The following is a 26,699-nucleotide window of genomic DNA, read 5'->3' as shown; positions in this document are numbered from 1 at the left end:
CGACACGATCAACAGACCGCAGTCGGACAGCACAACCGGTCGCCGAGCCAGAAGGCCGACGTCCGCTCCAGGGAAGGACCCTTCGTGAGCGACACCACCGATCTGATGGGCGTGACTGCCGACAAGAACGTCGACAGCTCCGTGCCCGCCGAAGGTGCTGCCACTGGCACCACCGCACGGCGCCGCCGCTCCGGCACCGGCCTCGAGGGCATGGTCCTGGCCGAGCTGCAGCAGGTCGCGTCCGGCCTCGGCATCAGGGGAACTGCGCGGATGCGCAAGAGCCAGCTGATCGAGGTCATCAAGGAGGCGCAGGCCGGAGGCTCCTCCGCCCCCGCCTCCAAGGCCGCCGCGTCCGCCGGTACGGATGCCGCGAGCAAGCCGAAGCGGCGCGCCACGTCCAAGACGCGCACCGGTGACGAGACCGCTGCCGCCCCGGCCGCCGACAAGGCCGCCGCCCAGCAGCAGATCGACATTCCCGGTCAGCCGGCCAGCGACGAGCAGCCCGCGGGCGAGCGTCGCCGCCGCCGGGCCACCGCGCAGGCGGGCAGCCCCGACACCAAGGGCGAGTCCAAGGCGGAGGCCAGGACCGAGCCCAAGGCGGAGCCGAAGTCCGAGCCGAAGGGCGAGGGCCGTCAGGACCGCACCGACGAGCGCGGCGAGGCGAAGGCCGACGCGAAGGCGGAGTCCGCCACGGACACCGCCGAGGGCCGTCGCGGCGACCGCCAGGACGGCCGTCGCGGTGACCGCCAGGACCGCGGTGACCGCGGTGACCGCCGGGACCGCCAGCGCGACCGCCGGGGCAAGGGCGACGACCAGGGCCAGCAGGGCGGCGGACGCCGTCAGGGCCAGCAGGGCGGCGGCCAGAACCAGGGCCCGCAGGGCGGCGGCCCCCAGCAGGACGACGGTTTCGACGACGAGGGCGGCCGGCGCGGCCGCCGGGGCCGCTACCGCGACCGCCGTGGCCGTCGTGGCCGCGACGACTTCGCGACCGACGTCCAGGTGGCCGACGACGACGTCCTGATCCCCGTCGCGGGCATCCTCGACATCCTCGACAACTACGCGTTCATCCGGACCTCCGGCTACCTGCCGGGCCCGAACGACGTGTACGTCTCGCTCGCCCAGGTCCGCAAGAACGGCCTGCGCAAGGGTGACCACGTCACCGGAGCGGTGCGCCAGCCCAAGGACGGCGAGCGCCGCGAGAAGTTCAACGCGCTGGTCCGCCTGGACTCCGTCAACGGCATGGCGCCGGAGAGCGGCCGTGGCCGCCCCGAGTTCCAGAAGCTGACCCCGCTGTACCCGCAGGACCGGCTCCGTCTGGAGACCGACTCCAACGTCCTGACCACCCGGATCATCGACCTGGTCGCACCGATCGGCAAGGGCCAGCGAGGCCTGATCGTGGCCCCGCCGAAGACCGGTAAGACCATGATCCTCCAGGCCATCGCCAACGCGATCACGGTCAACAGCCCCGAGTGCCACCTGATGGTCGTCCTCGTCGACGAGCGTCCGGAAGAGGTCACCGACATGCAGCGGTCGGTGAAGGGCGAGGTCATCTCCTCGACCTTCGACCGTCCCGCCGAGGACCACACCACGGTCGCCGAGCTCGCCATCGAGCGCGCGAAGCGCCTCGTGGAGCTGGGCCACGACGTCGTGGTCCTGCTGGACTCGATCACCCGTCTGGGCCGCGCCTACAACCTGGCGGCACCGGCGTCCGGCCGCATCCTGTCCGGTGGTGTCGACTCGACCGCGCTGTACCCGCCGAAGCGCTTCTTCGGTGCCGCGCGCAACATCGAGGACGGCGGCTCGCTGACGATCCTGGCCACCGCGCTCGTCGAGACCGGCTCGCGCATGGACGAGGTGATCTTCGAGGAGTTCAAGGGCACGGGCAACATGGAGCTCAAGCTCGACCGGAAGCTCTCCGACAAGCGCATCTTCCCGGCGGTGGACGTCGACGCGTCCAGTACCCGTAAGGAAGAGATCCTGCTCGGTACCGACGAGCTGGCCGTCGTCTGGAAGCTGCGCCGGGTGCTCCACGCCCTCGACCAGCAGCAGGCCATCGAGCTCCTGCTGGACCGCATGAAGAAGACGCAGTCCAACGCGGAGTTCCTGCTCCAGATCCAGAAGACGACGCCGGGCAACGGCAACAACGACTGACCGGACATCTGAATCAGGACAGCTCAAGCACCCCTGGAATCCGCCCCGTTACTCGAGTGACGGGGCGGATTTCTGTGTGTAACATCAACTGGCCGTCACTCTCCCCCCACATACGGCACACATTCTCTGAAATGCCATTGAACAACGGGAGATCTGCGTGCGCATATCGCGTCATGCCGGACCGGTACGGAAACTTCGAAGACTGATAGGCGCCGGCGTCGCGGCGCTCGCGTTGCTGGGAAGCGGTCTGGTGGTGAACGCCCATGCCGCAGACGGCGGTGAGCGGTTCCTGCCTCCCAAGGGCGCCACCGTGGTCAGCACCAAGGGCAAGTCCGCGCGCATCATCGGCGGCACCAGCACCGCATTCAGTAGTGCCCCCTGGATGGTCCAGCTCCTCTTCGAGTTCGACAACGACGGCTACTTCTACTTCACCTGTGGCGGAACGCTCGTCGCCCCCAACAAGGTGATGACGGCCGCACATTGCGTGACGGACGAGAACGGCAAAGCGCTCGACATGGCCGGGCGGGGCATGGTTCTCGCCGGGACGGCCAAGCTGGCGGGAGGCCCCAATGACGAGGGCACCGCGGTCGGCATCACCCGCTCCTATTTCGCGGGCAGCTACAACGCGGACGCGATCGACAACGACATCGCGCTGCTGACGCTCTCCAAGCCGCTGTCCTACACCCCTGCGCAGCCCGCCTCGTACGGTGACAACGCCCGTTACACGCCCGGCACCGTGGCCACCACGTACGGCTGGGGCATGACCGGCTCGGACTGGGACTTCTCGCCGCTGTCGGACACCCTTCTCCGGCTGGAGCAGCCGCTCCGATCGGACGCCGAGTGCTCGGAGAACCTCGACACGGCGGTCAGCACGCCGGGCGCCTACAAGCCCGGTCACATGATCTGCGCGGGTGTGGGTGGCACGGGCAACGACTCCACGGGCAAGTCCACCTGCCCCGGTGACTCGGGCAGCCCCATGTTCGTGAGCGGCCGGGTCATCGGCCTCACCTCGTGGGGCGTGGCCAGCGACCTGGAAGCCTGCAACATGCAGGGCACGTACGACGTGTACACCAAGGTCTCGACGTACTACCGCTCGATCCAGCCCCGGATCGACGACACCAGCTTCAGCGGTGACCACCGTGCGGACCTGTTCGCCCGGAGCACCGGCGCCACCGGCTACACCTTCAACTCCACCGGTGAGGCCCTCGCGGCGCGCAAGACCTTCGCCGGCTCGTACAGCGAGTACAACCTCCTGGTGCAGACGGACCTCGACCGCGACGGCTACGAGGACCTGATCGCCCGCCAGGCCTCCACCGGGGACGTGTACTGGCTCCACCGCTCCGCGAGCAGCTCGACGTACGCGAAGACGAAGATGTTCAGCGGCTGGAAGACCGTGCGTGCGATCGTCGCCCCGGGCGACGTGAACAACGACGGCAAGGGCGACGTCCTCGCAGTCACCTCGACGGGCGACCTCATGGTGTACCCGAGCTACGGGAACGGGAAGTTCAACACCGCAGTCAAGGCTGCGACCGGCTACCAGGTGTACAACCAGGTCCGCGGCCACGGTGACTTCACCTACGACGGCAAGAACGACCTGCTCCTGCGTCGCGGGGGGACGAACGACCTCTACATCGCCAAGGGCACCGGCAAGTCCACCGCCCCGTTCGAGGCTCCCGTCGTGGTCCGCAGCAACTGGTCCGCCTACGACCTGCTCGTCACGCCGGGTGACGTCAACGGGGACGCCAAGTCCGACCTGGTGGCACGTACGCCCGCGGGCGCGCTGTACCTCCTCAAGGGGACAGGCGTGGGCACATCGGAGATCTTTGCCACACAGGTGAAGCTCGGAACCGGCTGGAACAGCTACTACACGGTCGGCTGAAACGCCAGGTGAGCCGCCGGTTTCCGGATGCTCGCCCGCTCCTGCCGAGGCCCCCGTCGCCGGACGGGGGCCTCGGCTCGTTGTGCAACGCTTCTCGCTGCTCCGGCTGTCCCACCGAGTGACGCCGGACCACGCCCGTGCACCACGGCAGGGGGTAACAGCGAGCAGCGGAAGAGGGAGCGCATGAGCGAGCAGAGCAGGAGCACCGGCCGAATACGTGGCACCGGCAGCCGCCGGAGGAAGCCGTCGCGGGCCCGCCGGGTGAAGCGGATCGCCCTGTGGGGGGCGGCCGCCCTGGTGGTCGTCGGCGGGTCCGGGCTCGGTTACGCCTACGTCACCCTCAACGGAAACCTGAAGGGCGTCGACATCGACGCGGCGCTGGGCACCGAGCGTCCCCGCGACGTGGACGACGGCTCCCAGGACATCCTGGTGCTCGGATCGGACTCCCGTTCCGGCGCCAACGCGAAGTACGGCGAGGACCAGGGTTCCGCGCGGTCGGACACCGCGATGGTCGTCCACGTGGACAAGGGCCACACCTCGGCGAGCGTCGTCTCCGTCCCGAGGGACACCCTCGTCGACCGCCCCGCCTGCGCGAGCGACACCACCGGCGAGCAGGTCGGCGGGCAGAAGCAGGCGATGTTCAACACGGCGTACGCCGTCGGCGGACCCGCCTGTGCCGTGAAGACCGTCGAGAAGATGTCCGGCATCCGCATGGACCACTACGTCGAGGTCGACTTCACCGGGTTCAAGAAGCTCATCGACGAACTCGGCGGGGTGAAGATCACCACCGCGAAGGCGATCGACGACCCCAACAGCCACCTCGCGCTGAAGCCCGGCCCGCACACCCTGAGCGGGGAGCAGTCCCTCGGTCTCGTCCGTACGCGTGAGAGCGTCGGGGACGGCAGCGACCTGGGCCGGATCCAGCTCCAGCAGGCTTTCGTCAAGGCCTTGATGGACCAGACGAAGAGCGTGGGTGTCTTCTCCGACCCGCAGAAGCTCTTCGGGCTCGCCGACACCGCGACCAAGGCCGTCACCACCGACTCCGAGCTGGCCTCCGTCAAGAAGCTCACGGGCTTCGCCAACGGGCTCAAGGGCCTCGGCTCGTCGCACGTCGACATGGTCACCCTGCCCGTGGAGTACGACCCCGAGTCCCCGAACCGGGTGCTGCCCCAGGAGAAGGCCGGACAGCAGGTGTGGGCGGCGCTCAAGCACGACAGGCCCATCCCGGCGTCCGCCACCGCGAAGTCGGCCGGCGACAAGGGCGATGCGGGGAAGGTCGTGCGGTAGCGCACGTTCCGTCACCGTGCGGCCGCGCACAGTACCCCGGACCGCCCGGGAATATGCGGGGCAGGGTCCTCGTTTTGGGAGATACGGCCGGTCCTGGCAGACTGGTACGTCGGCCCCGGTTCACGGACGCGCAATCCGCGCGAACGACCCGGAGCCCTCCCGAAACTAGGAGACACCTTGAAGCGCGAGATTCACCCCCAGTACGTCGAGACCCAGGTCAGCTGCACCTGTGGCGCGTCGTTCACCACCCGGAGCACCCTCGACGGCGGCGCGATCCGTGCCGACGTCTGCTCCGAGTGCCACCCGTTCTACACGGGCAAGCAGAAGATCCTCGACACCGGTGGCCGTGTGGCCCGCTTCGAGGCCCGCTTCGGCAAGGCCGCCGGCTCCGCCAGCAAGTAGCGAGCCACTGCGCCGGTTCCCGACGCCCCTCACCGGGCGCCGGGGCCGGCGTTTTTTCCGGCTGTGCGGCCGGCCGCCCCGCGGGGCGCGGCACCGGAGGCACACCGTCCAGCAGGCCCGCAGACGTATGACGCAGAAACCAGGAGCCCGAAGATGTTCGAGGCGGTCGAGGAACTGATCGGCGAGCACGCCGATCTCGAGAAGAAGCTCGCCGACCCGTCGGTCCACGCCGACCAGGCCAACGCGCGCAAGCTCAACAAGCGCTACGCGGAGCTGACCCCGATCGTCTCCACCTACCGGTCCTGGAAGCAGACCGGCGACGACATCGGGACCGCCCGCGAATTCGCGGCCGACGACCCGGACTTCGCCGCCGAGGTCAAGGTCCTGGAGAAGCAGCGCGAGGAGATCACCGAGAAGCTCCGCCTCCTCCTGGTCCCGCGCGACCCCAGCGACGACAAGGACGTCCTCCTGGAGATCAAGGCGGGCGCGGGCGGCGACGAGTCCGCCCTGTTCGCCGGCGACCTCCTGCGCATGTACCTGCGCTACGCCGAGCGCGTCGGCTGGAAGACCGAGATCATCGACTCCACCGAGTCCGAGCTCGGCGGCTACAAGGACGTCCAGGTCGCCGTGAAGACCAAGGGCGGCAACGGCGCCACCGAGCCCGGCCAGGGCGTCTGGGCGCGGATGAAGTACGAGGGCGGGGTGCACCGCGTGCAGCGCGTGCCCTCCACCGAGTCGCAGGGCCGTATCCACACCTCCGCCGCCGGCGTGCTCGTGACGCCCGAGGCGGAGGAGGTCGACGTCGAGATCCACGCCAACGACCTCCGCATCGACGTCTACCGCTCCTCCGGGCCCGGCGGCCAGTCCGTCAACACCACGGACTCCGCCGTCCGCATCACGCACCTGCCGACCGGTGTCGTCGCGTCCTGCCAGAACGAGAAGAGCCAGCTCCAGAACAAGGAGCAGGCCATGCGCATCCTGCGGTCCCGGCTGCTGGCCGCCGCCCAGGAGGCCGCCGAGCAGGAAGCCTCCGACGTGCGCCGCAGCCAGGTGCGCACCGTGGACCGCTCCGAGAAGATCCGGACGTACAACTTCCCGGAAAACCGGATCTCGGACCACCGCGTCGGCTTCAAGGCGTACAACTTGGACCAGGTGCTCGACGGTGACCTCGACGCGGTCATCCAGGCCTGCGTCGACGCCGACTCCGCCGCCAAGCTCGCCGCCGCATAAGCCGCACCCGCCCCGCCCCGCTCGTGAACCCGTACGGAGAACCGCGATGAACCTGCTGCTCGCCGAGGTGGCCCAGGCCACCCAGCGGCTGGCCGACGCCGGTGTCCCCTCACCGCGATTCGACGCCGAGGAACTCGCCGCGTTCGTGCACGGCGTCAAGCGGGGCGAACTGCACCACGTGCCGGACGCCGACTTCGACGCCCGCTACTGGGAGACGATCGCCCGCCGCGAGAACCGCGAGCCGCTCCAGCACATCACCGGCCGCGCCTTCTTCCGCTACCTGGAGCTCCAGGTCGGGCCGGGCGTCTTCGTGCCCCGCCCGGAGACCGAGTCGGTCGTCGGCTGGGCGATAGACGCCGTACGCGCGATGGACGTCGTGGAACCCCTCATCGTCGATCTCTGCACCGGATCGGGCGCGATCGCGCTCGCCATGGCGCAGGAGGTGCCGCGTTCGCGTGTGCACGCTGTCGAGCTGTCCGAGGACGCCCTGAGGTGGACCCGGAAGAACGCCGAGGGGTCCAGGGTCACCGTCCACCGCGGCGACGCCCTGAGCGCCCTTCCCGAGCTCGACGGACAGGTCGACCTGGTCATCTCCAACCCGCCCTACATCCCGCTCACCGAGTGGGAGTACGTGGCGCCGGAGGCCCGCGACCACGACCCGCAGATGGCCCTCTTCTCCGGCGAGGACGGCCTCGACACCATCCGCGGCATCGAACGCACCGCCCACCGCCTGCTCCGCCCCGGCGGGCTCGTCGTCATCGAGCACGCCGACACCCAGGGCGGCCAGGTGCCGTGGATCTTCACCGAGGAGCGGGGCTGGGCCGACGCGGCCGACCACCCCGACCTCAACAAGCGCCCCCGGTTCGCGACGGCCCGCAAGGCCATGCCGTGACCACCGGGACACCGGCACCGCACGATCCCTACCCGCCCCACCCGTACATGTCCGAGGAGGCCGGCTGATGGCACGGCGATACGACTGCAACGACGCGACCGACCGTACGACCGGCCTGCGTGAAGCCGCGTCCGCCGTCCGCCGCGGCGAACTGGTCGTGCTGCCCACCGACACCGTGTACGGGATCGGTGCGGACGCCTTCAGCTCGGAGGCGGTCGCCGACCTGCTGGACGCCAAGGGCCGCGGACGCAACATGCCGACCCCTGTCCTGATCGGCTCCCCGAACACCCTGCACGGCCTGGTCACCGACTTCTCCGAGCAGGCGTGGGAGCTCGTCGACGCGTTCTGGCCCGGTGCCCTGACGCTCGTCGCCAGGCACCAGCCGTCGCTCCAGTGGGACCTCGGCGACACGCGGGGCACCGTCGCCGTACGGATGCCCCTGCACCCGGTCGCCATCGAGCTGCTCACGGAGGTCGGCCCGATGGCCGTCTCCAGCGCCAACCTCACCGGACACCCCTCGCCCGAGGACTGCGACGCGGCCCAGGGCATGCTCGGCGACAGCGTCTCCGTCTACCTCGACGGCGGCCCGACGCCCGGTATCGTCCCGTCGTCCATCGTCGACGTCACCGGCAAGGTCCCGGTCCTGTTGCGGGCCGGCGCGCTCACGGTCGAGGAACTCCGCAAGGTGGTACCCGACCTCGAGGTGGCCAATTGACCGCCCCTGAGGGGCGTGGCATAGCGGGGCAGCACGACACTTTCCGCATCCTCCACGTCAGCACCGGCAACGTCTGCCGCTCGCCCATCACCGAGCGGCTGACCCGCCATGCCCTCGTGGACCGGCTCGGCGACCCGCTCAGCGGCGGCCTCATCGTGGAGAGCGCCGGCACCTGGGGGCACGAGGGCGCACCCATGGAGGCCAACGCCGAGGTCGTCCTCGCCGACTTCGGCGCGGACGCCACCGGATTCGTCGGCCGTGAGCTCCTCGACGAGCACGTGATCCGCGCGGACCTGGTCCTCACCGCCACCCGCGACCACCGCGCCCAGGTGATCTCCATGGGCCACTCGGCGGGCCTGCGGACCTTCACCCTCAAGGAGTTCACCCGTCTGGTGCGGGCCATCGACCCCGCGACGCTGCCCGACGCCCGCGAGGAGGGCGTCGTCGAGCGCGCCCGCGCGCTGGTGCGCGCCGCGGCGGCCCTGCGCGGATGGCTGCTGGCACCCACGGCGGAGGCCGACGAGGTCTACGACCCGTACGGCGCGCCGATCACGTTCTTCCGCTCCATCGGCGACGAGATCAGCCAGGCGCTCGATCCGGTCATGACGGCACTGACCGGAGTGCGCGCCCCGCACTGAGGTGCGCCGACCGGCGTAGAGGGGCGCCCGGCAGCGGGCAGGCCGCCCGGGGCGGGCCTACATTGGATCTGACGCCACGCACCCCCCTCCTCCAGGCCCGGAGCCGTCAGATGCCGGTCACCACTCCAGCCGCACCCGCGCCGCCGCTCTCCGCGTCGGAGACCGCCCTGCCGCAGGACTTCGGCGCCCTGCTCCGACAGGACCCGGAGGTCGGGGGCATCCTCCTGGCCGAGACCGGCCGGCAGTCGAGCACGCTCCAGCTCGTCGCCGCCGAGAACTTCACCTCGCCCGCGGTCCTCGCCGCCCTCGGCTCCCCGCTCGCCAACAAGTACGCCGAGGGCTACCCCGGTGCCCGTCACCACGGCGGCTGCGAGCAGGCCGACGCCGCCGAACGCGTCGCGGTCCGGCGGGCCATGTCGCTCTTCGGCGCCGAGCACGCCAACGTCCAGCCGCACTCCGGCTCCTCGGCCGTCCTGGCGGCCTACGCCGCCCTCCTGCGCCCCGGCGACACGGTGCTGGCCATGGGCCTCCCGTACGGGGGACACCTCACCCACGGCGCTCCGGGCAACTTCTCCGGGCGCTGGTTCGAGTTCGCCGGTTACGGCGTCGACCCCGACAGCGGGCTCATCGACTACGCGCAGGTGCGCGCCCTCGCCCGGGCCCGGCGCCCCAAGGCGATCGTCTGCGGATCGATCTCGTACCCCCGGCACCCCGACTACGAGGAGTTCCGGGACATCGCGGACGAGGCCGGCGCGTACCTGATCGCGGACGCCGCCCATCCGATGGGGCTGATCGCCGGGGGAGCGGCGCCCAGCCCGGTGCCCTACGCCGACGTGGTGTGCGCCACGACGCACAAGGTGCTGCGCGGACCGCGCGGCGGGATGATCCTCTGCGGTGCCGAGCTCTCCGAGCGGATCGACCGCGCGGTGTTCCCGTTCACCCAGGGCGGCGCCCAGATGCACACGGTCGCGGCGAAGGCCGTCGCCTTCGGGGAGGCGGCAGCCCCCGGCTTCGCGGTCTACGCCCACCGGGTCGTCGCGCACGCCCGGGTCCTGGCCGCCGCTCTCGAGGCCGAGGGCTTCGAGGTCACCACGGGCGGCACGGACACCCACATCGTCGTCGCGGACCCCGGCCCGCTGGGCGTCGACGCGCGTACCGCCCGCGAGCGGCTGATGGCCGCCGGCATGGTGTTGGACACCTGCGCACTGCCGTACGGGGACGCGCGCGGCATCCGGCTCGGCACCGCCGCCGTCACCACGCAGGGCATGGACGAGGACGACATGGCCCGGATCGCGTCGCTGCTCGGTGCGGCCGTACGGGCGGAGGACGACGCCGCCCGCACGCGGGCCGAGGTGCGCGCGATGACGGAGCGCAATCCGCCGTATCCGGGGTAGACGGCCCTGATGAGGCATGTGCAACCAACACCCGTGGCTCGGTGTCCTTGCTCATGAGACTAGGGTGTGGGGCTGAGATGGCCGGCGAAATCTGTGGGGCAGCCCGTGCGTGATTACCTGCTGACGCTCTGTGTCACGGCCGCAGTGACCTATCTGCTGACCGGACCGGTGCGGAAGTTCGCCATCGCGGTCGGGGCGATGCCCGCGATCCGCGCGCGTGACGTACACCGGGAACCGACACCTCGGCTCGGTGGCATCGCCATGTTCGGCGGACTGTGCGCGGGCCTGATCGTCGCGGACCACCTGTTCAACCTGAACAGCGTCTTCGAGCTGTCCAACGAACCCCGGGCCCTGCTCTCCGGGGCCGCCCTGATCTGGCTGATCGGCGTCCTGGACGACAAGTTCGAGATCGACGCGCTGATCAAGCTCGGCGGGCAGATGATCGCCGCCGCCGTCATGGTCATCCAGGGTCTGACGATCCTGTGGCTGCCCATCCCCGGTGTCGGCACGGTCGCGCTCACGCAGTGGCAGGGCACGCTGCTCACGGTCGCGCTGGTCGTGATCACCATCAACGCGGTCAACTTCGTCGACGGGCTGGACGGCCTCGCGGCCGGCATGGTCTGCATCGCGTCCGCGGCGTTCTTCCTGTACACCTACCGGCTCTGGTACGGGTACGGCATCGAGGCGGCCGCCCCGGCGACGCTCTTCGCCGCGGTCCTGATGGGCATGTGCCTCGGCTTCCTCCCGCACAACATGCACCCCGCCCGGATCTTCATGGGCGACTCCGGCTCGATGCTCATCGGCCTGGTGCTGGCCGCCGGCGCGATCTCCGTCACCGGACAGGTCGACCCGGACGTCATGAAGCTCTTCCTGGAGGGCAGCGAACGGCAGGCGACCCACGCGATGCTGCCCGTCTTCATCCCGCTGCTGCTGCCGCTGACGATCATCGCGATCCCGGCCGCCGACCTGGTGCTGGCCATCGTGCGGCGTACCTGGAACGGCCAGTCGCCGTTCGCCGCCGACCGCGGGCACCTGCACCACCGGCTGCTGGAGATCGGGCACTCGCACAGCAGGTCCGTGCTGATCATGTACTTCTGGTCGGCGCTGATCGCGTTCGGCGCCGTCGGCTACTCCGTCCACTCCGCGTCCCTCTGGATCGTGCTGGTCATCGTGGGGCTCAGCGCGGTGGGCCTCATCCTGCTGCTCATGCCGCGCTTCACCCCGCGCGCCCCGCTCTGGGCCGAGTCCTTCGTGCCGCCGCGCTACCGCAGGCGCCGGCACCGGGACCACGAGGAGTCCGCGGACACCGCGGACGCGACCTCGCGGGGCCAACAGGACCTCGACGGCTCGCACATGGCCTCCCCGGTGCCGGACAGGCCCCCGGTGGCCGTGGGGGTCTCCGGCGTCAACGGAGCGACCGCGATCGGCCCCCGTTCGCGGTTCACAGATCGGGACCGTGCCGATTCGCCGCGTTAGCGACCACGGTGCAGAAGTCCCCATACCAGACAATGCGCCGTGATGTTCTGCACAGACGCGCGGGTTAACTCTCATGTGTGACAGCTGGCACACTTTCTGAGTAAAGACCTCATCAAATAGTTTGTGATACCGTTCACGAAGCCCGGTGAGGAGCCGAAGGACCTGAGTAGCACGGTCCCTCGGCCCGAGGTATCGACTCGGACCGGGCCTACGCTCGTCCCTGACGACCACTGCCCACCCCCTGCAATGCGGAGTAACCGCCATGCCGTCCAACGACGTCCGGACTCTCCTTCACACCGCCGTGCCCACCGCTGCCGTCGGTGTGGTCGCCGTCGCTGTCAGCGCTGCGCTCGCAGGCGGCAAGGGGGCGATCGGTGCGGCCGTCGGGACGCTGGTGGTGATCCTCTTCATGGGGATCGGGCTCGGCGTCCTGCAGCGTACGGCGAAGTCCCTGCCCCACCTGTTCCAGGCCATGGGGCTGGTGCTGTACACGGTCGAACTGCTGCTGCTGTTCGTCTTCGTGGCCGCCTTCCAGAACACGACGCTGTTCAACCCGAGGGCCTTCGCCGCCTCGCTGATCGCGGCGACGCTCGCGTGGGTCGCGGCGCAGATCCGTGTGCACATGAAGACCAAGATCCTTTACGTCGAGCCGGACCCGTCCGCGGGCAAGACGCCCGAGAACACGGGGTCTTCGACGTGAGGGGTAGGGCCGGGATAAGCGAGCGTTCGAGACCCTGCTATCGTCCGGTGCCAACTGCGGCACTGCGGGCGCGGGCATCAAAATCGGCGCCTGCTTCATCGCGAGGCGCAATGCCTGAGCCGCCCCCCATCCGTAAAACCAGTCCAGTGCCGACCAGCGGCTGCTTGCCGCGCCGACACAACGAGGTTGCCGTACCTATGCGCCACGCTGAAGGAGCCCGCGGTGAGTGCTGACCCGACGACGGTGCTCGCCTTCGAGACCGACTGCCACATCTTCGACGGATGCGGCTTCCCGGCTCCTGGCCTGCACTCCTTTGTTTTCGAGCCGATGTTCACCGTCGGCGGCATCGAGATCAACAAGCCGATGCTGCTGGCGGTCCTGAGCACCGTTGTCGTCGTCGGCTTCTTCTGGGCGGCCTTCAACAAGCCGAAGGTCGTGCCCGGAAAGCTCCAGATGGTCGCCGAGGCGGGTTACGACTTCATCCGCACCGGTGTGGTGTACGAGACGCTCGGCAAGCGCGAGGGCAAGAAGTACGTGCCCCTCATGGTCTCGCTGTTCTTCTTCATCTGGATCATGAACCTCTGGGCGATCATTCCCTTCGCCCAGTTCCCGGTGGTCTCGGTCATCGGGTTCCCGGTGGCGCTGGCCGCGATCGTGTACATCCTCTGGGTCAGCCTGACCTTCAAGCGGCACGGTTTCGTCGGTGGCTGGAAGAACATCTCCGGCTACGACCCGTCGATCGGCCCGGCCCTCCCGTTCGTCATGCTCATCGAGATCATGTCGAACCTGCTGATCCGGCCGTTCACCCACGCCGTGCGACTCTTCGCCAACATGTTCGCCGGCCACGTGCTGCTGCTGATCTTCACGATCGCCAGCTGGTACCTGCTGAACGGCATCGGCATCGCCTACGCCGGTGTCTCGTTCGTGATGACCATCCTGATGACCGCCTTCGAGCTGTTCATCCAGGCGCTGCAGGCCTACGTGTTCGTCCTTCTGGCCTGCAACTACATCCAGGGCGCTCTCGCAGAGAACCACTGAGCAGCACCCGGCTCCACCCCCGATAGTCGTCCGGTGGCCAACCCCCACCGGTTCTGAAAGAGAAGGAAGAAACGGCATGTCCGCTCTTGAGACCCTCGCCGCCGTCAACATCACGGGCAACCTCGGTTCCATCGGCTACGGCCTCGCCGCGATCGGCCCCGGCGTCGGCGTCGGCATCATCTTCGGTAACGGCACCCAGGCGCTGGCCCGCCAGCCCGAAGCTGCCGGCCTGATCCGCTCGAACCAGATCCTCGGCTTCGTGCTCTGTGAGGCGCTCGCCCTGATCGGTCTCGTCATGCCCTTCGTCTACCCGGTCGACTAATTCGCGGCATTACCACTGCCCGAAGCGACGAAAGGCATTGATGTGAACGCCCTACTGCTGGCGTCCGAAGAAGAGATCCAGAACCCGCTGCTTCCCGCGGTGCCTGAGATCATCATCGGCCTCATCGCCTTCGCCATCGTCTTCGGTTTCCTCGCCAAGAAGCTCCTCCCGAACATCAACAAGGTTCTGGAAGAGCGCCGCGAGGCCATCGAAGGCGGTATCGAGAAGGCCGATGCGGCCCAGACCGAGGCCCAGAGCGTTCTTGAGCAGTACAAGGCTCAGCTCGCCGAGGCCCGCCACGAGGCCGCCCGTCTGCGCCAGGAGGCGCAGGAGCAGGGTGCCGTCATCATCCAGGAGATGAGGGCGGAGGGTCAGCGGCAGCGCGAGGAGATCATCGCGGCCGGCCACGCCCAGATCGAGGCCGACCGCAAGGCCGCGGCGTCCGCGCTGCGTCAGGACGTGGGCTCCCTCGCCACCGCCCTGGCCGGCAAGCTCGTCGGCGAGTCCCTCGAGGACCACGCCCGGCAGAGCGGCACCGTCGACCGGTTCCTCGACGAGCTCGAGGCGAAGGCCGAGGCCGTCCGATGAACGGAGCGAGCCGCGAGGCGCTGGCCGCCGCACGCGAGCGCCTCGACGCACTGACCGACTCCACGTCGGTCGACGCGGCGAAGCTCGCCGAGGAGCTGGCAGCCGTCACCGCGCTGCTCCACCGCGAGGTGTCGCTGCGCCGGGTCCTGACCGACCCGTCGCAGGGCGGCGAGGCCAAGGCCGAGCTGGCCGGGCGACTGCTGAGCGGACAGGTGGGCGGCGAAGCCGTGGACCTGGTCTCCGGCATGGTCCGTTCCCGCTGGTCGCAGTCGCGTGACCTGGTCGACGCGGCCGAGGAGCTGGCGAACACCGCCGACCTCACCGCTGCCCAGCGCGCGGGTGTGCTCGACGACGTCGAGGACGAGCTGTTCCGGTTCGGCCGGATCGTCTCCTCCGACGTGGCACTGCGGTCGGCCCTGACCAGCAAGTCGGCCACGGGCTCCGCCAAGAGCGAGCTGCTCCGCAGCCTGCTCGGCGGCAAGGCCCAGCCGGTCACGGAGCGTGTGATCACGCGCCTCGTGACCCAGCCCCGAGGACGTAGCCTGGAAGCGGGACTCGACTCCCTGTCCAGGCTCGCCGCGGAGCGCCGGGACCGCATGGTCGCCGTCGTCACCTCGGCGGTGCCGCTGTCCGATCGGCAGAAGCAGCGCCTCGGCGCGGCCCTGGCGAAGATCTACGGCCGGCAGATGCACCTGAACCTGGACGTGGACCCCGAGGTCCTCGGTGGGATCTCGGTGCGCGTCGGTGACGAGGTCATCAACGGCACGATCGCGGAGCGCCTCGAAGAGGTCACCCGCAGGATGGCCGGCTGACAGCGCGCAGCGCCCACACCGCACCAACTGAACGAGCAAGAATTGCGGCCCGGTTGGGCCGTGCAGAAATTGCAGAAGATTCCTGGGGGTCGCCCCCAGACCCCTTTGAGAAACTTCGGGCCCAACAAGGAGAGCAGGGAACCCCAGATGGCGGAGCTTACGATCCGGCCGGAGGAGATCCGGGACGCACTGGATAACTTTGTCCAGTCGTACCAGCCGGACGCGGCCTCGCGCGAGGAGGTCGGGACGGTCAGCGTTGCCGGCGACGGCATCGCGAAGGTGGAGGGCCTGCCCTCCGCCATGGCGAACGAGCTGCTGAAGTTCGAGGACGGCACCCTCGGTCTCGCCCTCAACCTCGAGGAGCGCGAGATCGGTGCGATCGTCCTCGGCGAGTTCAGCGGAATCGAGGAGGGCCAGCCGGTGCAGCGCACCGGTGAGGTGCTCTCCGTCGGCGTCGGCGAGGGCTACCTCGGCCGCGTCGTCGACCCGCTCGGCAACCCGATCGACGGTCTCGGCGAGATCGCGACCGAAGGCCGTCGCGCCCTCGAGCTGCAGGCGCCTGGCGTCATGGTCCGCAAGTCGGTGCACGAGCCGATGCAGACCGGCTACAAGGCCGTCGACGCCATGGTGCCGATCGGCCGCGGCCAGCGTCAGCTGATCATCGGCGACCGTCAGACGGGTAAGACCGCTCTGGCCGTCGACACGATCATCAACCAGCGCGACAACTGGCGCTCGGGCGACGTGAACAAGCAGGTGCGCTGCATCTACGTCGCGATCGGTCAGAAGGGCTCCACCATCGCCTCCGTGCGCGGTGCCCTCGAAGAGGCCGGTGCGCTCGAGTACACGACCATCGTCGCCGCCCCGGCGTCCGACCCGGCCGGCTTCAAGTACCTGGCGCCGTACACCGGCTCGGCCATCGGCCAGCACTGGATGTACGACGGCAAGCACGTCCTCATCATCTTCGACGACCTCTCGAAGCAGGCCGACGCCTACCGCGCCGTGTCGCTCCTGCTGCGCCGTCCGCCGGGCCGCGAGGCCTACCCGGGCGACGTCTTCTACCTGCACTCGCGTCTGCTGGAGCGCTGCGCCAAGCTCTCCGACGACATGGGCGCCGGTTCGATGACGGGCCTCCCGATCGTCGAGACCAAGGCGAACGACGTGTCGGCGTTCATCCCGACCAACGTCATCTCCATCACCGACGGCCAGTGCTTCCTGGAGTCCGACCTGTTCAACGCGGGTCAGCGTCCGGCGCTCAACGTCGGTATCTCGGTCTCCCGAGTCGGTGGCTCCGCCCAGCACAAGGCCATGAAGCAGGTCTCCGGCCGACTGCGTGTGGACCTCGCCCAGTACCGCGAGCTGGAGGCGTTCGCCGCCTTCGGTTCCGACCTGGACGCGGCTTCCAAGGCGTCGCTGGAGCGCGGTAAGCGCATGGTCGAGCTGCTGAAGCAGCCGCAGTACGCCCCGTTCCCGATGGAGGAGCAGGTCGTCTCCGTCTGGGCCGGCACCACGGGCAAGATGGACGACGTCCCGGTCGAGGACATCCGCCGCTTCGAGAGCGAGCTGCTGGAGTTCCTGCGCCGTGAGCGCAAGGACCTCCTGACCAGCATCGCCGAGGGCGGCAAGATGTCCGACGACACGCTGCAGTCGATCGCCGACGCGATCGCCGCCTTCAAGCAGCAGTTCGAGACCTCGGACGGCAAGCTCCTGGGCGAGGGCTGATCGATGGGCGCTCAGCTTCGCGTTTACAAGCGCCGCATCCAAGCCGTCACCGCGACCAAGAAGATCACCAAGGCGATGGAGATGATCGCCGCCTCGCGCATCGTCAAGGCGCAGCGCAAGGTGGCGGCGTCGATGCCGTACGCGACCGAGCTCACCCGTGCGGTGACCGCGGTCGCGACCGGCTCGAACACCAAGCACCCGCTCACCACCGAGGCCGAGTCCCCGGCCCGGGCCGCGGTCCTGCTCCTCACGAGCGACCGCGGTCTGGCCGGCGGCTACTCCTCCAACGCCATCAAGGCGGCGGAGCGGCTCCGGGAGCGGCTGGCGGCCGAGGGCAAGGAGGTCGACACGTACATCGTCGGCCGCAAGGGCGTCGCGTACTACGGCTTCCGTGAGCGCAAGGTCTCGGAGTCGTGGACCGGCTTCACCGACAGCCCCGAGTACTCGGATGCCAAGAAGATCGCCGAGCCCCTCATCGCGTCCATCCAGAAGGACACGGCGGAGGGCGGGGTCGACGAACTGCACATCGTCTTCACGGAATTCGTGTCGATGATGACGCAGAACGCGGTCGACGGCCGGATGCTGCCGCTGTCGCTCGAGAAGGGCGAGGAGGAGAGCACCGAGAAGGGTGAGATCCTTCCGCTGTTCGAGTTCGAGCCGTCGGCGGAGGACGTCCTCGACGCCCTTCTGCCGCGCTACGTCGAGAGCCGTATCTACAACGCACTGCTGCAGGCCGCCGCTTCCGAGCACGCCGCCCGCCGCCGTGCGATGAAGTCGGCGACCGACAACGCCGGGGACCTGATCAAGAGCCTCTCCCGGCTTGCCAACGCGGCCCGCCAGGCCGAAATCACCCAGGAAATCAGCGAGATCGTCGGCGGTGCAGGTGCGCTGGCCGACGCGTCCGCGGGGAGTGACAAGTAATGACGACGACAGTTGAGACGGCCGCTGCCACGGGCCGCGTCGCCCGGGTCATCGGCCCGGTCGTCGACGTGGAGTTCCCCGTCGACGCGATGCCGGAGATCTACAACGCCCTGCACATCGACGTCGACGACCCGGCCGAGGCCGGCGCTCGTAAGACGCTGACCCTCGAGGTCGCCCAGCACCTGGGCGACGGCATGGTCCGCGCGATCTCGATGCAGCCCACCGACGGCGTGGTCCGCCAGGCCCCGGTGACCAACACGGGCACGGGTATCACCGTCCCGGTCGGTGACGTCACCAAGGGCAAGGTGTTCAACACCCTCGGTCAGATCCTGAACGAGCCGGAGGCCGAGGCGCAGATCACCGAGCGCTGGCCGATCCACCGCAAGGCCCCGGCCTTCGACCAGCTCGAGTCCAAGACCGAGATGTTCGAGACCGGCCTGAAGGTCGTCGACCTGCTGACCCCGTACGTCAAGGGCGGCAAGATCGGTCTGTTCGGTGGTGCGGGCGTCGGCAAGACGGTCCTCATCCAGGAAATGATCATGCGTGTGGCGAAGCTGCACGACGGTGTGTCGGTGTTCGCCGGTGTCGGCGAGCGCACCCGTGAGGGCAACGACCTCATCGACGAGATGACCGACTCGGGCGTCCTGGACAAGACCGCGCTGGTCTTCGGCCAGATGGACGAGCCGCCGGGCACCCGTCTGCGGGTCGCGCTGTCCGCCCTGACCATGGCGGAGTACTTCCGCGATGTGCAGAAGCAGGACGTGCTGCTCTTCATCGACAACATCTTCCGCTTCACGCAGGCCGGTTCCGAGGTCTCCACGCTGCTCGGCCGCATGCCGTCCGCGGTGGGTTACCAGCCGACCCTGGCCGACGAGATGGGTGTGCTCCAGGAGCGCATCACCTCGACGCGTGGTCACTCGATCACCTCGATGCAGGCGATCTACGTCCCCGCGGACGACCTGACCGACCCGGCCCCGGCCACCACGTTCGCCCACCTCGACGCGACGACGGTTCTCTCCCGTCCGATCTCCGAGAAGGGCATCTACCCGGCCGTGGACCCGCTGGACTCCACGTCCCGCATCCTGGACCCGCGCTACATCGCGCAGGACCACTACGACACGGCCAGCCGCGTCAAGGGGATCCTGCAGAAGTACAAGGACCTCCAGGACATCATCGCGATCCTCGGTATCGACGAGCTGGGCGAGGAGGACAAGCTCGTCGTCCACCGTGCCCGTCGCGTCGAGCGCTTCCTGTCGCAGAACACCCACGCCGCCAAGCAGTTCACCGGCCTGGACGGTTCGGACGTCCCGCTCGACGAGTCGATCGCCGCGTTCAACGCGATCTGTGACGGGGAGTACGACCACTTCCCCGAGCAGGCGTTCTTCATGTGCGGTGGCATCGAGGACCTCAAGGCCAACGCCAAGGAGCTCGGCGTCTCCTGAGCCTCCGGCTCACCGAGGGGGGTGGGTGTGTCCCGCCCCCCTCACCACGCCCCGTAGAATTGACCCAACACCCGGCACGACCGCCGGGTGGTGACCCGAGGAGCCACCCTTGGCTGCTGAGCTGCATGTCGAGCTGGTCGCCGCGGACCGCAGTGTCTGGTCCGGCGAGGCCACCCTCGTTGTCGCACGTACCACGTCCGGCGACATCGGCGTCATGCCCGGTCACCAGCCGCTTCTGGGTGTGCTGGAATCGGGCCCCGTGACGATCCGTACGAGCGACGGCGGGACCGTTGTCGCCGCTGTGCACGGCGGTTTCATCTCGTTCGCGGACAACAAGCTCTCCCTGCTGGCGGAGATCGCGGAGCTGGCTGACGAGATCGACGTCCAGCGCGCGGAGCGTGCGCTGGAGCGCGCGAAGTCGGACACGGACGCAGGTGCCGAGCGCCGCGCGGACGTGCGACTGCGTGCGGTGGCGGCGCACTGAGCGTCCCCACGAGGAGTTTTCAACTCAGCCGCGGCCCGAGCTGGAGAGATCCAGACCGTGTCGCGGCTGAGGCAATGCAGGTGCAGTCCGGTTCGGCTCGGTTCGGTATCCGTTACTCGACGATGCGAGGAGGTTGGTGGAGATGGTCCTCGCGTTGTGGGTAGGCGGTCTGGTCGTCGTACTGGTCGCGGTGGGTCTGTTCGTCTTCGGCCTCCGCAGGCGTCTGATCCAGCGCTCCGGCGGAACTTTCGACTGCAGTCTGCGGTGGGACGTGTCCGAGGAGCCGGATCCCTCCGGCAAGGGCTGGGTCTACGGTGTCGCCCGCTACAGCGGTGACCGCGTCGACTGGTTCCGGGTGTTCTCCTACTCGCCCCGGCCGCGTCGCGGTCTGGAGCGCTCCGCCATCGAGGTGGTCGCACGCCGGCTGCCCGAGGGCGAGGAGGAGCTTGCGCTCCTGTCCGACTCCGTCGTGCTCGGCTGTCTCCACCGGGGGACGCGCCTGGAGCTGGCGATGAGTGAGGACGCGCTGACCGGTTTCCTCGCCTGGCTGGAGGCGGCGCCTCCCGGCCAGAGGGTCAATGTGGCCTAGGCGGAGCTCTCGCTGGTCGAGGCCCCCCGGACTCCGTCCGGGGGGCCTCTGCCGTCCGTGCGGCCGTCTACCGCGCCGCTGAGGTCGCGAGCACACCCCGGGCTGACGTCCCGTCTGGCCAGGTCCACCCCGCGACGACGCGCGCGGAGGAGTCCTCCGCGGTGTCCGCTGGCCGCAGGACCCGGTTGACCCGCACGTCGGCCCCGTCGTCCGGCCCGGCCGGGTGCACCGCGACGGACGGGTCGGCGGTGTCGCTCTCGCTCCGGTGCTGCGGAGCCGCCTCACCGCGCAGCAGCGCGCGCAGCTGTTCGGCGGCCACGGGGTCCTGGACACCGTCGTAGATCCACCGGGTTCCGAGCACCCCGTGCTCGGAGGTGCCGATCAGGGCCCCGCCGGGGACGGTCTCCGCGGCCGCGGCCCGGTAGGTCATGGGCACCAGGTAGGCCACCGGAGGCTGCGGCGCGGTGTCCACCACGATCATGAGCTCGATCCCGACCTCCCCCTCCGGATCGTCCAGGCGGAAGCCGCCGGCCACCACGAGCTCCGGTGCCTTCGTGTCGCCCGCGTACCAGCTCTGCTCCGGGAGCCAGCCGGTGAGCAGCTCCAGCTTGGTGGGCGCCATGGTGGTGCGGTGGATGAATGCCACATGAGCTCCTTCGACGGTCGGGTCCTGCCCTTCGGCAGGGCCCGATCGAACCTATAGGAACCCCTCGCGTCGTCTCAGGGGGGCCGGAGCACGAAAAACCGGGGAGACAGGGGGCGGTCCTGTCTCCCCGGCGCTTTTCCGGGGGGTGGCGGCCGTCTCGTAGGGGCGGACCGAGACGGTGTCGTGGACGGGCTAGTTGAGGCCGTTGTCCATCGCTGTCACGAGCTCACCGTTCGCGGTGTCACCGCTGAACTCCCAGAAGAACGCTCCGCCCAGGCCCTGGCTGTTCGCCCAGGCCATCTTGGACGTGATCGTCGCCGGGGTGTCGTAGCTCCACCAGTTGGTGCCGCAGTGGGCGTAGGCGGTGCCGGCGATCGTGCCGGTGGCGGGGCAGCTGTTCTTCAGGACCTTGTAGTCCTCGATGCCCGCCTCGTACGTGCCTGTCGCGGCACCGGTCGCCGTGCCGCCGGGGGCGGACTGGGTGACACCGGTCCAGCCGCGGCCGTAGAAGCCGATTCCGAGGAGCAGCTTCGAGGCCGGGACGCCCTGGGCCTTCAGCTTGGCGATCGCGGCTGCGGAGTTGAAGCCCTCCTGCGGGATGCCGGAGTACGAGTTCAGCGGGGAGTGCGGGGCCGTCGGGCCCTTGGCCGCCCAGGCGCCGAAGAAGTCGTACGTCATGACGTTGTACCAGTTCATGGACTGGGCCGCGCCGGCGTAGTCCGCGGCGTCGATCTTGCCGCCGGTGGAGCCGTCCGCGGTGATCGCGGCGGTGACCAGGTTGCCCGTCCCGAACTTCGACCGCAGGGCCGAGGCGACGTTCTTCAGCGCGGCCGGACCGCTGGTGTCACAGGTGAGACCGCAGGCGTTGGGGTATTCCCAGTCGATGTCGATGCCGTCGAAGACATCGGCCCAGCGCGGGTCCTCGACCAGGTCGTAGCAGGACTGGGCGAAGGCCGCCGGGTTCTGGGCCGCCTGCGGGAAGCCGCCGGACCAGGTCCAGCCGCCGAAAGACCAGAGGACCTTGATGTGCGGGTACTTGGCCTTCAGCTTGCGCAGCTGGTTGAAGTTGCCGCGCAGCGGCTGGTCCCACGTGTCGGCGACGCCGTCGACCGACTGGTCGGCGGTGTAGGCCTTGTCGTAGTCGGCGTACGCGTCGCCGATGGTGCACTTGCCGTTCTGGACGTTGCCGAACGCGTAGTTGATGTGTGTGATCTTCGCGGCGGAGCCCGAGGTCACCAGGTTCTTCACGTGGTAGTTGCGTCCGTAGACGCCCCACTCGGTGAAGTAGCCGAGGTTGATCTTGTCGCCGGTGCCGGGGGTGCCCGGGTCGGTGGTGCCGGTGGTGCGTACGGCCACCGAGGCGCTGACCGGGCCGGTCTGGTCAGCGGTGTCGCGGGCCTGCACCGTGTACGAGTAGTCGGTGCCCTTGGTGAGGCCGGTGTCGGTGTACGTCGTCGTGGTGACCGTCGCGACCTTGGCGCCGTCGCGCAGGACGTCGTAGTTCTTGATGCCCTTGTCGTCGGTGGCGGCGGTCCAGCTGAGCTTCGCCGAGGTGTCCGTCACGTTGCTCGCGGTGGGGGTGCCGGGCTTGGACGGGGCGGTGTCACCGGGGACGGTGGGGCCGCCGTCACAGGAGGCGCCGTTCAGCTTGCAGCCGGCGGGGGAGCCGGAGCCGGTGCCGTTGAAGCCGAAGCTGATGCTGGCGCCCGGGGCCACCGAGCCGTTCCAGCCGAGGTTCTTGGCGGTCCAGTGGGTTCCGGAACTGGTGACGGTGGCGTCCCAGGCGGAGCCCACCGCGGTGCCGGAGGGGAAGTCCCACTCGATGGTCCAGGAGGAGAGGGCGGTGGTGCCGGTGTTCTTCACCGTCCACTGGCCCTCGAAGCCGGTGCCCCAGTCGGACTTCTTGACGTAGGTGGCGGTCGCGGAGGTGGCGGCTTCGGCCGGGGAGGCCAGGCCGACCATCGCGGCAAGGGGGAGCAGCAGTGCGGTGAGGCCCGCGACCGCCTTGGATCTCGTGGCCGAACCGGCTCCGCGTCTCCATCTGGGGCGGGACCGGCGTAGGGGGTTGTCAGTGCTCAACGGTGCTCCTCGGGTGAGGTCCGGCAAACGGGGATCAAACCCTGCGTCGCCCTGAGCCCGCTTTGTCATGGCGTACTCACCGCAGCGTGTTCGGTGAGATTAGGAAGGTCTGGACCAATCGTCAAGAGGTCCAGACCAAAGATTCGCGCCAGGATTCAGAGCTCCAACTCCTGCGCGAGCACCGCCGCTTGGACCCTGCTGCGCAGTCCGAGCTTGCCGAGCAGCCTGCTGACGTGCGTTTTCACGGTGGCCTCGGCCATGGAGAGCCGCACTGCGATCTCCGCGTTCGGCATCCCCTCGCCGAGGCAGCCCAGAACCTCGCGTTCCCGCCGGGTCAGGGTGTCGAGCGCCTCGGGGGCGTGCCCGCGCGTCCCGCGCGCGGAGGAGGCGCCAGCGAACTCCCGGATGAGCCTCCGGGTCACGGTGGGGGCGATCAGGCCCTCGCCGCGCGCCACCGTGCGGACCGCCTCGATCAGGTCCGCGGCCTCGGTGTTCTTCAGCAGGAAGCCCGACGCGCCCGCGCGGAGCGCCCCGAAGACGTACTCGTCCAGATCGAACGTCGTCAGCACCAGCACGTCCGCCAGCCCCTCCGCCACGACCTGCCGCGTCGCGGAGACCCCGTCGAGCCGGGGCATCTGCACATCCATCAGCACCAGATCGGGCCGCAGTTCCCGGGCCAGCCGTACGGCCTCCTCCCCGTCCGCCGCCTCGCCCACGACCTCGACGTCCTGGGCGCTGCCCAGGATCAGCACGAGTCCCGCACGCACGGCCGACTGGTCCTCCGCGACCAGCACCCGGATCGTCATCTCTCGTACGTCCTCTCCTCGACGGGCAGTTCGGCCCGCACCAGCCAGATCTTCACGCCGTCCTCCCGGGCCTCCGGGCCCGCTGCGATCGTCCCGCCCAGCAGTGCCACCCGCTCCCGCATCCCCACGAGCCCGGCGCCCGAACCGGGCGCGCGAGGCCCGGGGCGGTCACCCAGCACACTGCTCACCTCGACGGTGAGCACCTCGCGCGTCCGCCCCAGCCGGACCGCCACCGGGCCGGGCGCCGCGTGCTTCAGCGCGTTGGTCAGCGACTCCTGGACGATGCGGTACGCCGCCAGCTCCACCGGCGCGGGCAACGGCCCGGTCTCCTCGCGGCCGTCGTCCAGGGTGACGGTGAGGCCGCTGGAGGCGGAGTTCGCTCCCGCCTGGCCGACGAGGGCGTCGAGCGCGGCGAGGGTCGGCGCCGCACTCGGGGGCCCGGCCGCTCCGTTCTCCCGCAGGAGGCCGATCAGCCGCCGCATCTCGGCCAGCCCGTCGACACTGTTCTGCCGGATCACCCCGAGGGCGTCGCGCGAGGTGCCAGGGTCGTCGATCGAGAGCGCGGCGGTGGAGTGGATGGCGATCGCGGAGAGGTGGTTGGCGACCATGTCGTGCAGCTCGCGCGCCATGCGTGACCGCTCGGCGGTCACCGCCTGGACCCGGTCCATCTCGGCCAGCAGGACGGTCTGGTCGGCGCGCAGCCGCGCCGCCACGGCGGCCTCGCGGTGGTTGCGGACACTGGCGCCGGTGAGCGCGGGCCCGAAGGAGACCATGCCCGTGACGATGCCGATGAGCAGCGCGTCCGCGGACGGGATCCAGGCGATGAAGCCGGCGGTCACGGCCACCGTGACGAGCAGGGTGGTCACCGGGATGCGGCGTGCGGCGGCCGGGGTCCCGTACAGCACGGCGGCGTAGACGAGGTCGGTGAACATCAGCAGGGTCGCCAGGCTGCCCACGGTGAACTGGTCGGCGACCAGCGCGAGGGTGCCGATGACCAGCGCGGTCTGCGGGGCGCTGCGCCGCATCAGCTCCAGTGCCGACATCACCGCCAGCGGCACCAGCGAGGCCCAGGGGGCGTCGAGGAGCCGCCCGTTCTGGATGTGGATGCCGACCAGCCAGAGGAACACTCCGCCGGACAGGCCGACGGACGCGAGGATCACGTCGTCGCGGTGCGGGCGCGCGAGGGAGGACACCCTCCCATCCAACACGGCGCCGTGCCCCGCGGCGTCCCCGCCCGGGGTGAGGTGGCGCTACATCGAAGGATGCAGTCACGTTTCGTCACTGCCGACGACGAACCGCGGCCCGTCGGAGGGGAGTCTGGAGAGGACCGGAAGGAGAAGGACCGTGATCGTCACGCTGATCGTGCTCTGCGAGGCCGGATTCTGGGTCCTCCTGGCCGCCGGACTCGCCCTGCGGTACGTCGCGCGAAAGCCCCGGCTCGGCGCGGCCGTGCTGCTGTGCGAGCCGCTGCTGGAGGTCGTCCTGCTGGTGGTGACCGCCATCGACCTCAAGAACGGCGCCGTGCCCGACTGGAAGCACGGTCTCGCCGCCGTCTACATCGGTTTCACCGTGGGACTCGGCCACTCGACCGTCACATGGGTCGATGCCAGGGTCGCCCACCGCTTCGCCGGCGGCCCGCCGCCGGTGAAGCCCCCGAAGTACGGGATGGCGCGGGCCGCCCACGAGTGGCGCACCGCGGCCCGGTGGATCGTGGCCGCGGGGACCGCCATGGCCCTGCTCCAGGCGGCCATCTGGTACGTCGGAGGGGACGGCGACACCGGCTCGCTGCAGATGTGGCAGCAGAAGATGCTCTGGGTGATCGGGATCAACCTGGTCATCGCCGTGGGGTACACGGTGTGGCCCAAGCAGGAACCCAGGGACCGGGCCGGCGCCGGCCGCTGATTCAGCGCTCCCCGCCCGGCACCCACAGCACGTCCCCGACCTCCTTGTTCGCCGTCCTGGCGAGGATGAACAGGAGGTCGGAGAGACGGTTGAGGTAGGTCGCCGTCAGGGCGTTCATGACCTCGCCGTGCTCCTCCAGCGCCGCCCAGGTGGACCGCTCCGCCCGGCGTACGACCGTGCAGGCCTGGTGCAGCAGGGCCGCCCCCGGGGTGCCGCCCGGAAGGATGAAGCTGCGGAGCTTCTCCAGCTCCTCCAGGAAGGTGTCGCAGTCCGCCTCCAGCTTGTCGACGTAGGACTGCTCCACCCGCAGCGGCGGGTACTCCGGGTTCTCCACCACCGGCGTGCACAGGTCCGCGCCCACGTCGAACAGGTCGTTCTGCACACGGACGAGGACCTTCACGACGTCCTCCGGGAGATTCCCGAGCGCGACGGCCGTGCCGATGGCGGCGTTGGCCTCGTTGGCGTCGGCGTAGGCCGAGATCCGCAGATCGGTCTTGGCGGTCCGGCTCATGTCGCCGAGGGCGGTGGTGCCCTTGTCGCCGGTACGGGTGTAGATACGCGTCAGGTTGACCATGGGTCCAGCGTAG

The 26,699-nt window shown here is 69.6% G+C and carries 26 protein-coding genes; 21 read left to right on the top strand and 5 right to left on the bottom strand.

The genetic code is table 11. The features are described 5' to 3' along the window. Window positions 1–84 precede the first annotated feature (84 nt). The 20 genes from rho (at window position 85) to ACFC51_RS01955 (ending at window position 20,679) form a co-directional block, all read left to right on the top strand. The gene (gene rho, locus ACFC51_RS02050) at window positions 85–2,151 is read left to right on the top strand and encodes a transcription termination factor Rho (protein WP_376373785.1); all 2,067 of its coding nucleotides are present in this window, start codon (window positions 85–87) and stop codon (window positions 2,149–2,151) included. A gap of 157 nt (window positions 2,152–2,308) precedes the next feature. Continuing rightward, window positions 2,309–4,030 (top strand): trypsin-like serine protease, encoded by a 1,722-nt coding sequence (locus ACFC51_RS02045; RefSeq protein ID WP_376373782.1) that lies wholly within the window; start codon window positions 2,309–2,311, stop codon window positions 4,028–4,030. A gap of 183 nt (window positions 4,031–4,213) precedes the next feature. Beyond that, the gene (locus ACFC51_RS02040) at window positions 4,214–5,317 is read left to right on the top strand and encodes an LCP family protein (protein ID WP_376373780.1); all 1,104 of its coding nucleotides are present in this window, start codon (window positions 4,214–4,216) and stop codon (window positions 5,315–5,317) included. A 177-nt stretch (window positions 5,318–5,494) separates the two neighbouring features. Next, window positions 5,495–5,719: a 50S ribosomal protein L31 gene (gene rpmE / locus ACFC51_RS02035; RefSeq protein WP_031091482.1), complete on the top strand. Its 225-nt coding sequence runs from the start codon at window positions 5,495–5,497 to the stop codon at window positions 5,717–5,719. Between the two features lie 153 nt (window positions 5,720–5,872). Next, a complete protein-coding gene (gene prfA, locus ACFC51_RS02030; RefSeq protein WP_014154059.1) occupies window positions 5,873–6,949 on the top strand; it encodes a peptide chain release factor 1 in 1,077 nt (358 codons plus the stop codon). Window positions 6,950–6,995: 46 nt separating this feature from the next. After that, window positions 6,996–7,841: a peptide chain release factor N(5)-glutamine methyltransferase gene (gene prmC / locus ACFC51_RS02025; RefSeq protein WP_329232890.1), complete on the top strand. Its 846-nt coding sequence runs from the start codon at window positions 6,996–6,998 to the stop codon at window positions 7,839–7,841. 67 nt (window positions 7,842–7,908) lie between these two features. Then, window positions 7,909–8,556, top strand: coding sequence for an L-threonylcarbamoyladenylate synthase (locus ACFC51_RS02020; protein WP_376373775.1), 648 nt, complete (start codon window positions 7,909–7,911; stop codon window positions 8,554–8,556). Continuing rightward, complete coding sequence (locus ACFC51_RS02015) at window positions 8,553–9,194, top strand: protein-tyrosine-phosphatase (protein WP_073745241.1); 642 nt, start codon at window positions 8,553–8,555, stop codon at window positions 9,192–9,194. Before ACFC51_RS02020 ends, ACFC51_RS02015 begins: the two co-directional genes overlap by 4 nt. A 110-nt stretch (window positions 9,195–9,304) precedes the next feature. Next, window positions 9,305–10,588, top strand: coding sequence for a serine hydroxymethyltransferase (glyA, locus tag ACFC51_RS02010; protein ID WP_376526539.1), 1,284 nt, complete (start codon window positions 9,305–9,307; stop codon window positions 10,586–10,588). Window positions 10,589–10,681: 93 nt separating this feature from the next. Further along, window positions 10,682–12,064, top strand: a complete 1,383-nt coding sequence (locus ACFC51_RS02005; protein ID WP_376373768.1) for an MraY family glycosyltransferase — start codon at window positions 10,682–10,684, stop codon at window positions 12,062–12,064. Between the two features lie 262 nt (window positions 12,065–12,326). Further along, on the top strand, window positions 12,327–12,764 hold the full coding sequence (locus ACFC51_RS02000; protein WP_376373765.1) for a hypothetical protein: 438 nt from the start codon (window positions 12,327–12,329) through the stop codon (window positions 12,762–12,764). Between the two features lie 222 nt (window positions 12,765–12,986). After that, window positions 12,987–13,802 (top strand): F0F1 ATP synthase subunit A, encoded by an 816-nt coding sequence (gene atpB, locus ACFC51_RS01995; RefSeq protein WP_329232899.1) that lies wholly within the window; start codon window positions 12,987–12,989, stop codon window positions 13,800–13,802. A 76-nt stretch (window positions 13,803–13,878) separates the two neighbouring features. Further along, window positions 13,879–14,124 (top strand): ATP synthase F0 subunit C, encoded by a 246-nt coding sequence (gene atpE / locus ACFC51_RS01990; RefSeq protein ID WP_014048348.1) that lies wholly within the window; start codon window positions 13,879–13,881, stop codon window positions 14,122–14,124. A 42-nt stretch (window positions 14,125–14,166) separates the two neighbouring features. Then, window positions 14,167–14,712 (top strand): F0F1 ATP synthase subunit B, encoded by a 546-nt coding sequence (locus ACFC51_RS01985; RefSeq protein ID WP_329232901.1) that lies wholly within the window; start codon window positions 14,167–14,169, stop codon window positions 14,710–14,712. Beyond that, window positions 14,709–15,524 (top strand): F0F1 ATP synthase subunit delta, encoded by an 816-nt coding sequence (locus ACFC51_RS01980; protein ID WP_376373761.1) that lies wholly within the window; start codon window positions 14,709–14,711, stop codon window positions 15,522–15,524. The genes ACFC51_RS01985 and ACFC51_RS01980 overlap by 4 nt, the downstream gene beginning before the upstream one ends. Before the next feature lie 147 nt (window positions 15,525–15,671). Further along, complete coding sequence (gene atpA / locus ACFC51_RS01975) at window positions 15,672–17,243, top strand: F0F1 ATP synthase subunit alpha (protein ID WP_099174457.1); 1,572 nt, start codon at window positions 15,672–15,674, stop codon at window positions 17,241–17,243. A gap of 3 nt (window positions 17,244–17,246) precedes the next feature. After that, window positions 17,247–18,164 carry a F0F1 ATP synthase subunit gamma gene (locus ACFC51_RS01970; RefSeq protein WP_376373758.1) on the top strand — a complete coding sequence of 306 codons (918 nt, stop codon included), beginning with the start codon at window positions 17,247–17,249 and terminating at the stop codon, window positions 18,162–18,164. Continuing rightward, window positions 18,164–19,606, top strand: coding sequence for a F0F1 ATP synthase subunit beta (gene atpD / locus ACFC51_RS01965; RefSeq protein ID WP_376373755.1), 1,443 nt, complete (start codon window positions 18,164–18,166; stop codon window positions 19,604–19,606). Before ACFC51_RS01970 ends, atpD begins: the two co-directional genes overlap by 1 nt. 109 nt (window positions 19,607–19,715) lie before the next feature. Then, window positions 19,716–20,090, top strand: coding sequence for a F0F1 ATP synthase subunit epsilon (locus tag ACFC51_RS01960; protein ID WP_014154046.1), 375 nt, complete (start codon window positions 19,716–19,718; stop codon window positions 20,088–20,090). 142 nt (window positions 20,091–20,232) lie between these two features. After that, window positions 20,233–20,679 carry a DUF2550 domain-containing protein gene (locus ACFC51_RS01955; protein ID WP_014154045.1) on the top strand — a complete coding sequence of 149 codons (447 nt, stop codon included), beginning with the start codon at window positions 20,233–20,235 and terminating at the stop codon, window positions 20,677–20,679. 67 nt (window positions 20,680–20,746) lie between these two features. Here ACFC51_RS01955 and ACFC51_RS01950 read toward each other — a convergent pair whose 3' ends face one another. The 4 genes from ACFC51_RS01950 to ACFC51_RS01935 form a co-directional block, all read right to left on the bottom strand. Then, entirely contained in the window at window positions 20,747–21,325 is a 579-nt protein-coding gene (locus tag ACFC51_RS01950; RefSeq protein WP_376373752.1) for a 1,4-alpha-glucan branching protein, read from the bottom strand. Between the two features lie 192 nt (window positions 21,326–21,517). Further along, window positions 21,518–23,404, bottom strand: a complete 1,887-nt coding sequence (locus tag ACFC51_RS01945) for a glycosyl hydrolase family 18 protein (RefSeq protein WP_376373749.1) — start codon at window positions 23,402–23,404, stop codon at window positions 21,518–21,520. Window positions 23,405–23,559: 155 nt separating this feature from the next. Next, complete coding sequence (locus ACFC51_RS01940) at window positions 23,560–24,210, bottom strand: response regulator (RefSeq protein ID WP_376526536.1); 651 nt, start codon at window positions 24,208–24,210, stop codon at window positions 23,560–23,562. Beyond that, window positions 24,207–25,403, bottom strand: a complete 1,197-nt coding sequence (locus tag ACFC51_RS01935) for a sensor histidine kinase (RefSeq protein ID WP_376526533.1) — start codon at window positions 25,401–25,403, stop codon at window positions 24,207–24,209. The genes ACFC51_RS01940 and ACFC51_RS01935 overlap by 4 nt, the downstream gene beginning before the upstream one ends. 151 nt (window positions 25,404–25,554) lie before the next feature. Between ACFC51_RS01935 and ACFC51_RS01930 the strand changes: the two genes are divergently transcribed. Beyond that, complete coding sequence (locus tag ACFC51_RS01930; RefSeq protein ID WP_376526530.1) at window positions 25,555–26,112, top strand: hypothetical protein; 558 nt, start codon at window positions 25,555–25,557, stop codon at window positions 26,110–26,112. A gap of 1 nt (window position 26,113) precedes the next feature. Here ACFC51_RS01930 and ACFC51_RS01925 read toward each other — a convergent pair whose 3' ends face one another. Continuing rightward, entirely contained in the window at window positions 26,114–26,686 is a 573-nt protein-coding gene (locus ACFC51_RS01925; protein WP_376373738.1) for a cob(I)yrinic acid a,c-diamide adenosyltransferase, read from the bottom strand. Window positions 26,687–26,699: the final 13 nt, after the last annotated feature.

This window comes from Streptomyces sp. NPDC055962 (genome assembly GCF_042270185.1).
Taxonomy (GTDB): Bacteria; Actinomycetota; Actinomycetes; order Streptomycetales; family Streptomycetaceae; genus Streptomyces.
This window is presented reverse-complemented; position numbering and strand designations above follow the sequence as displayed.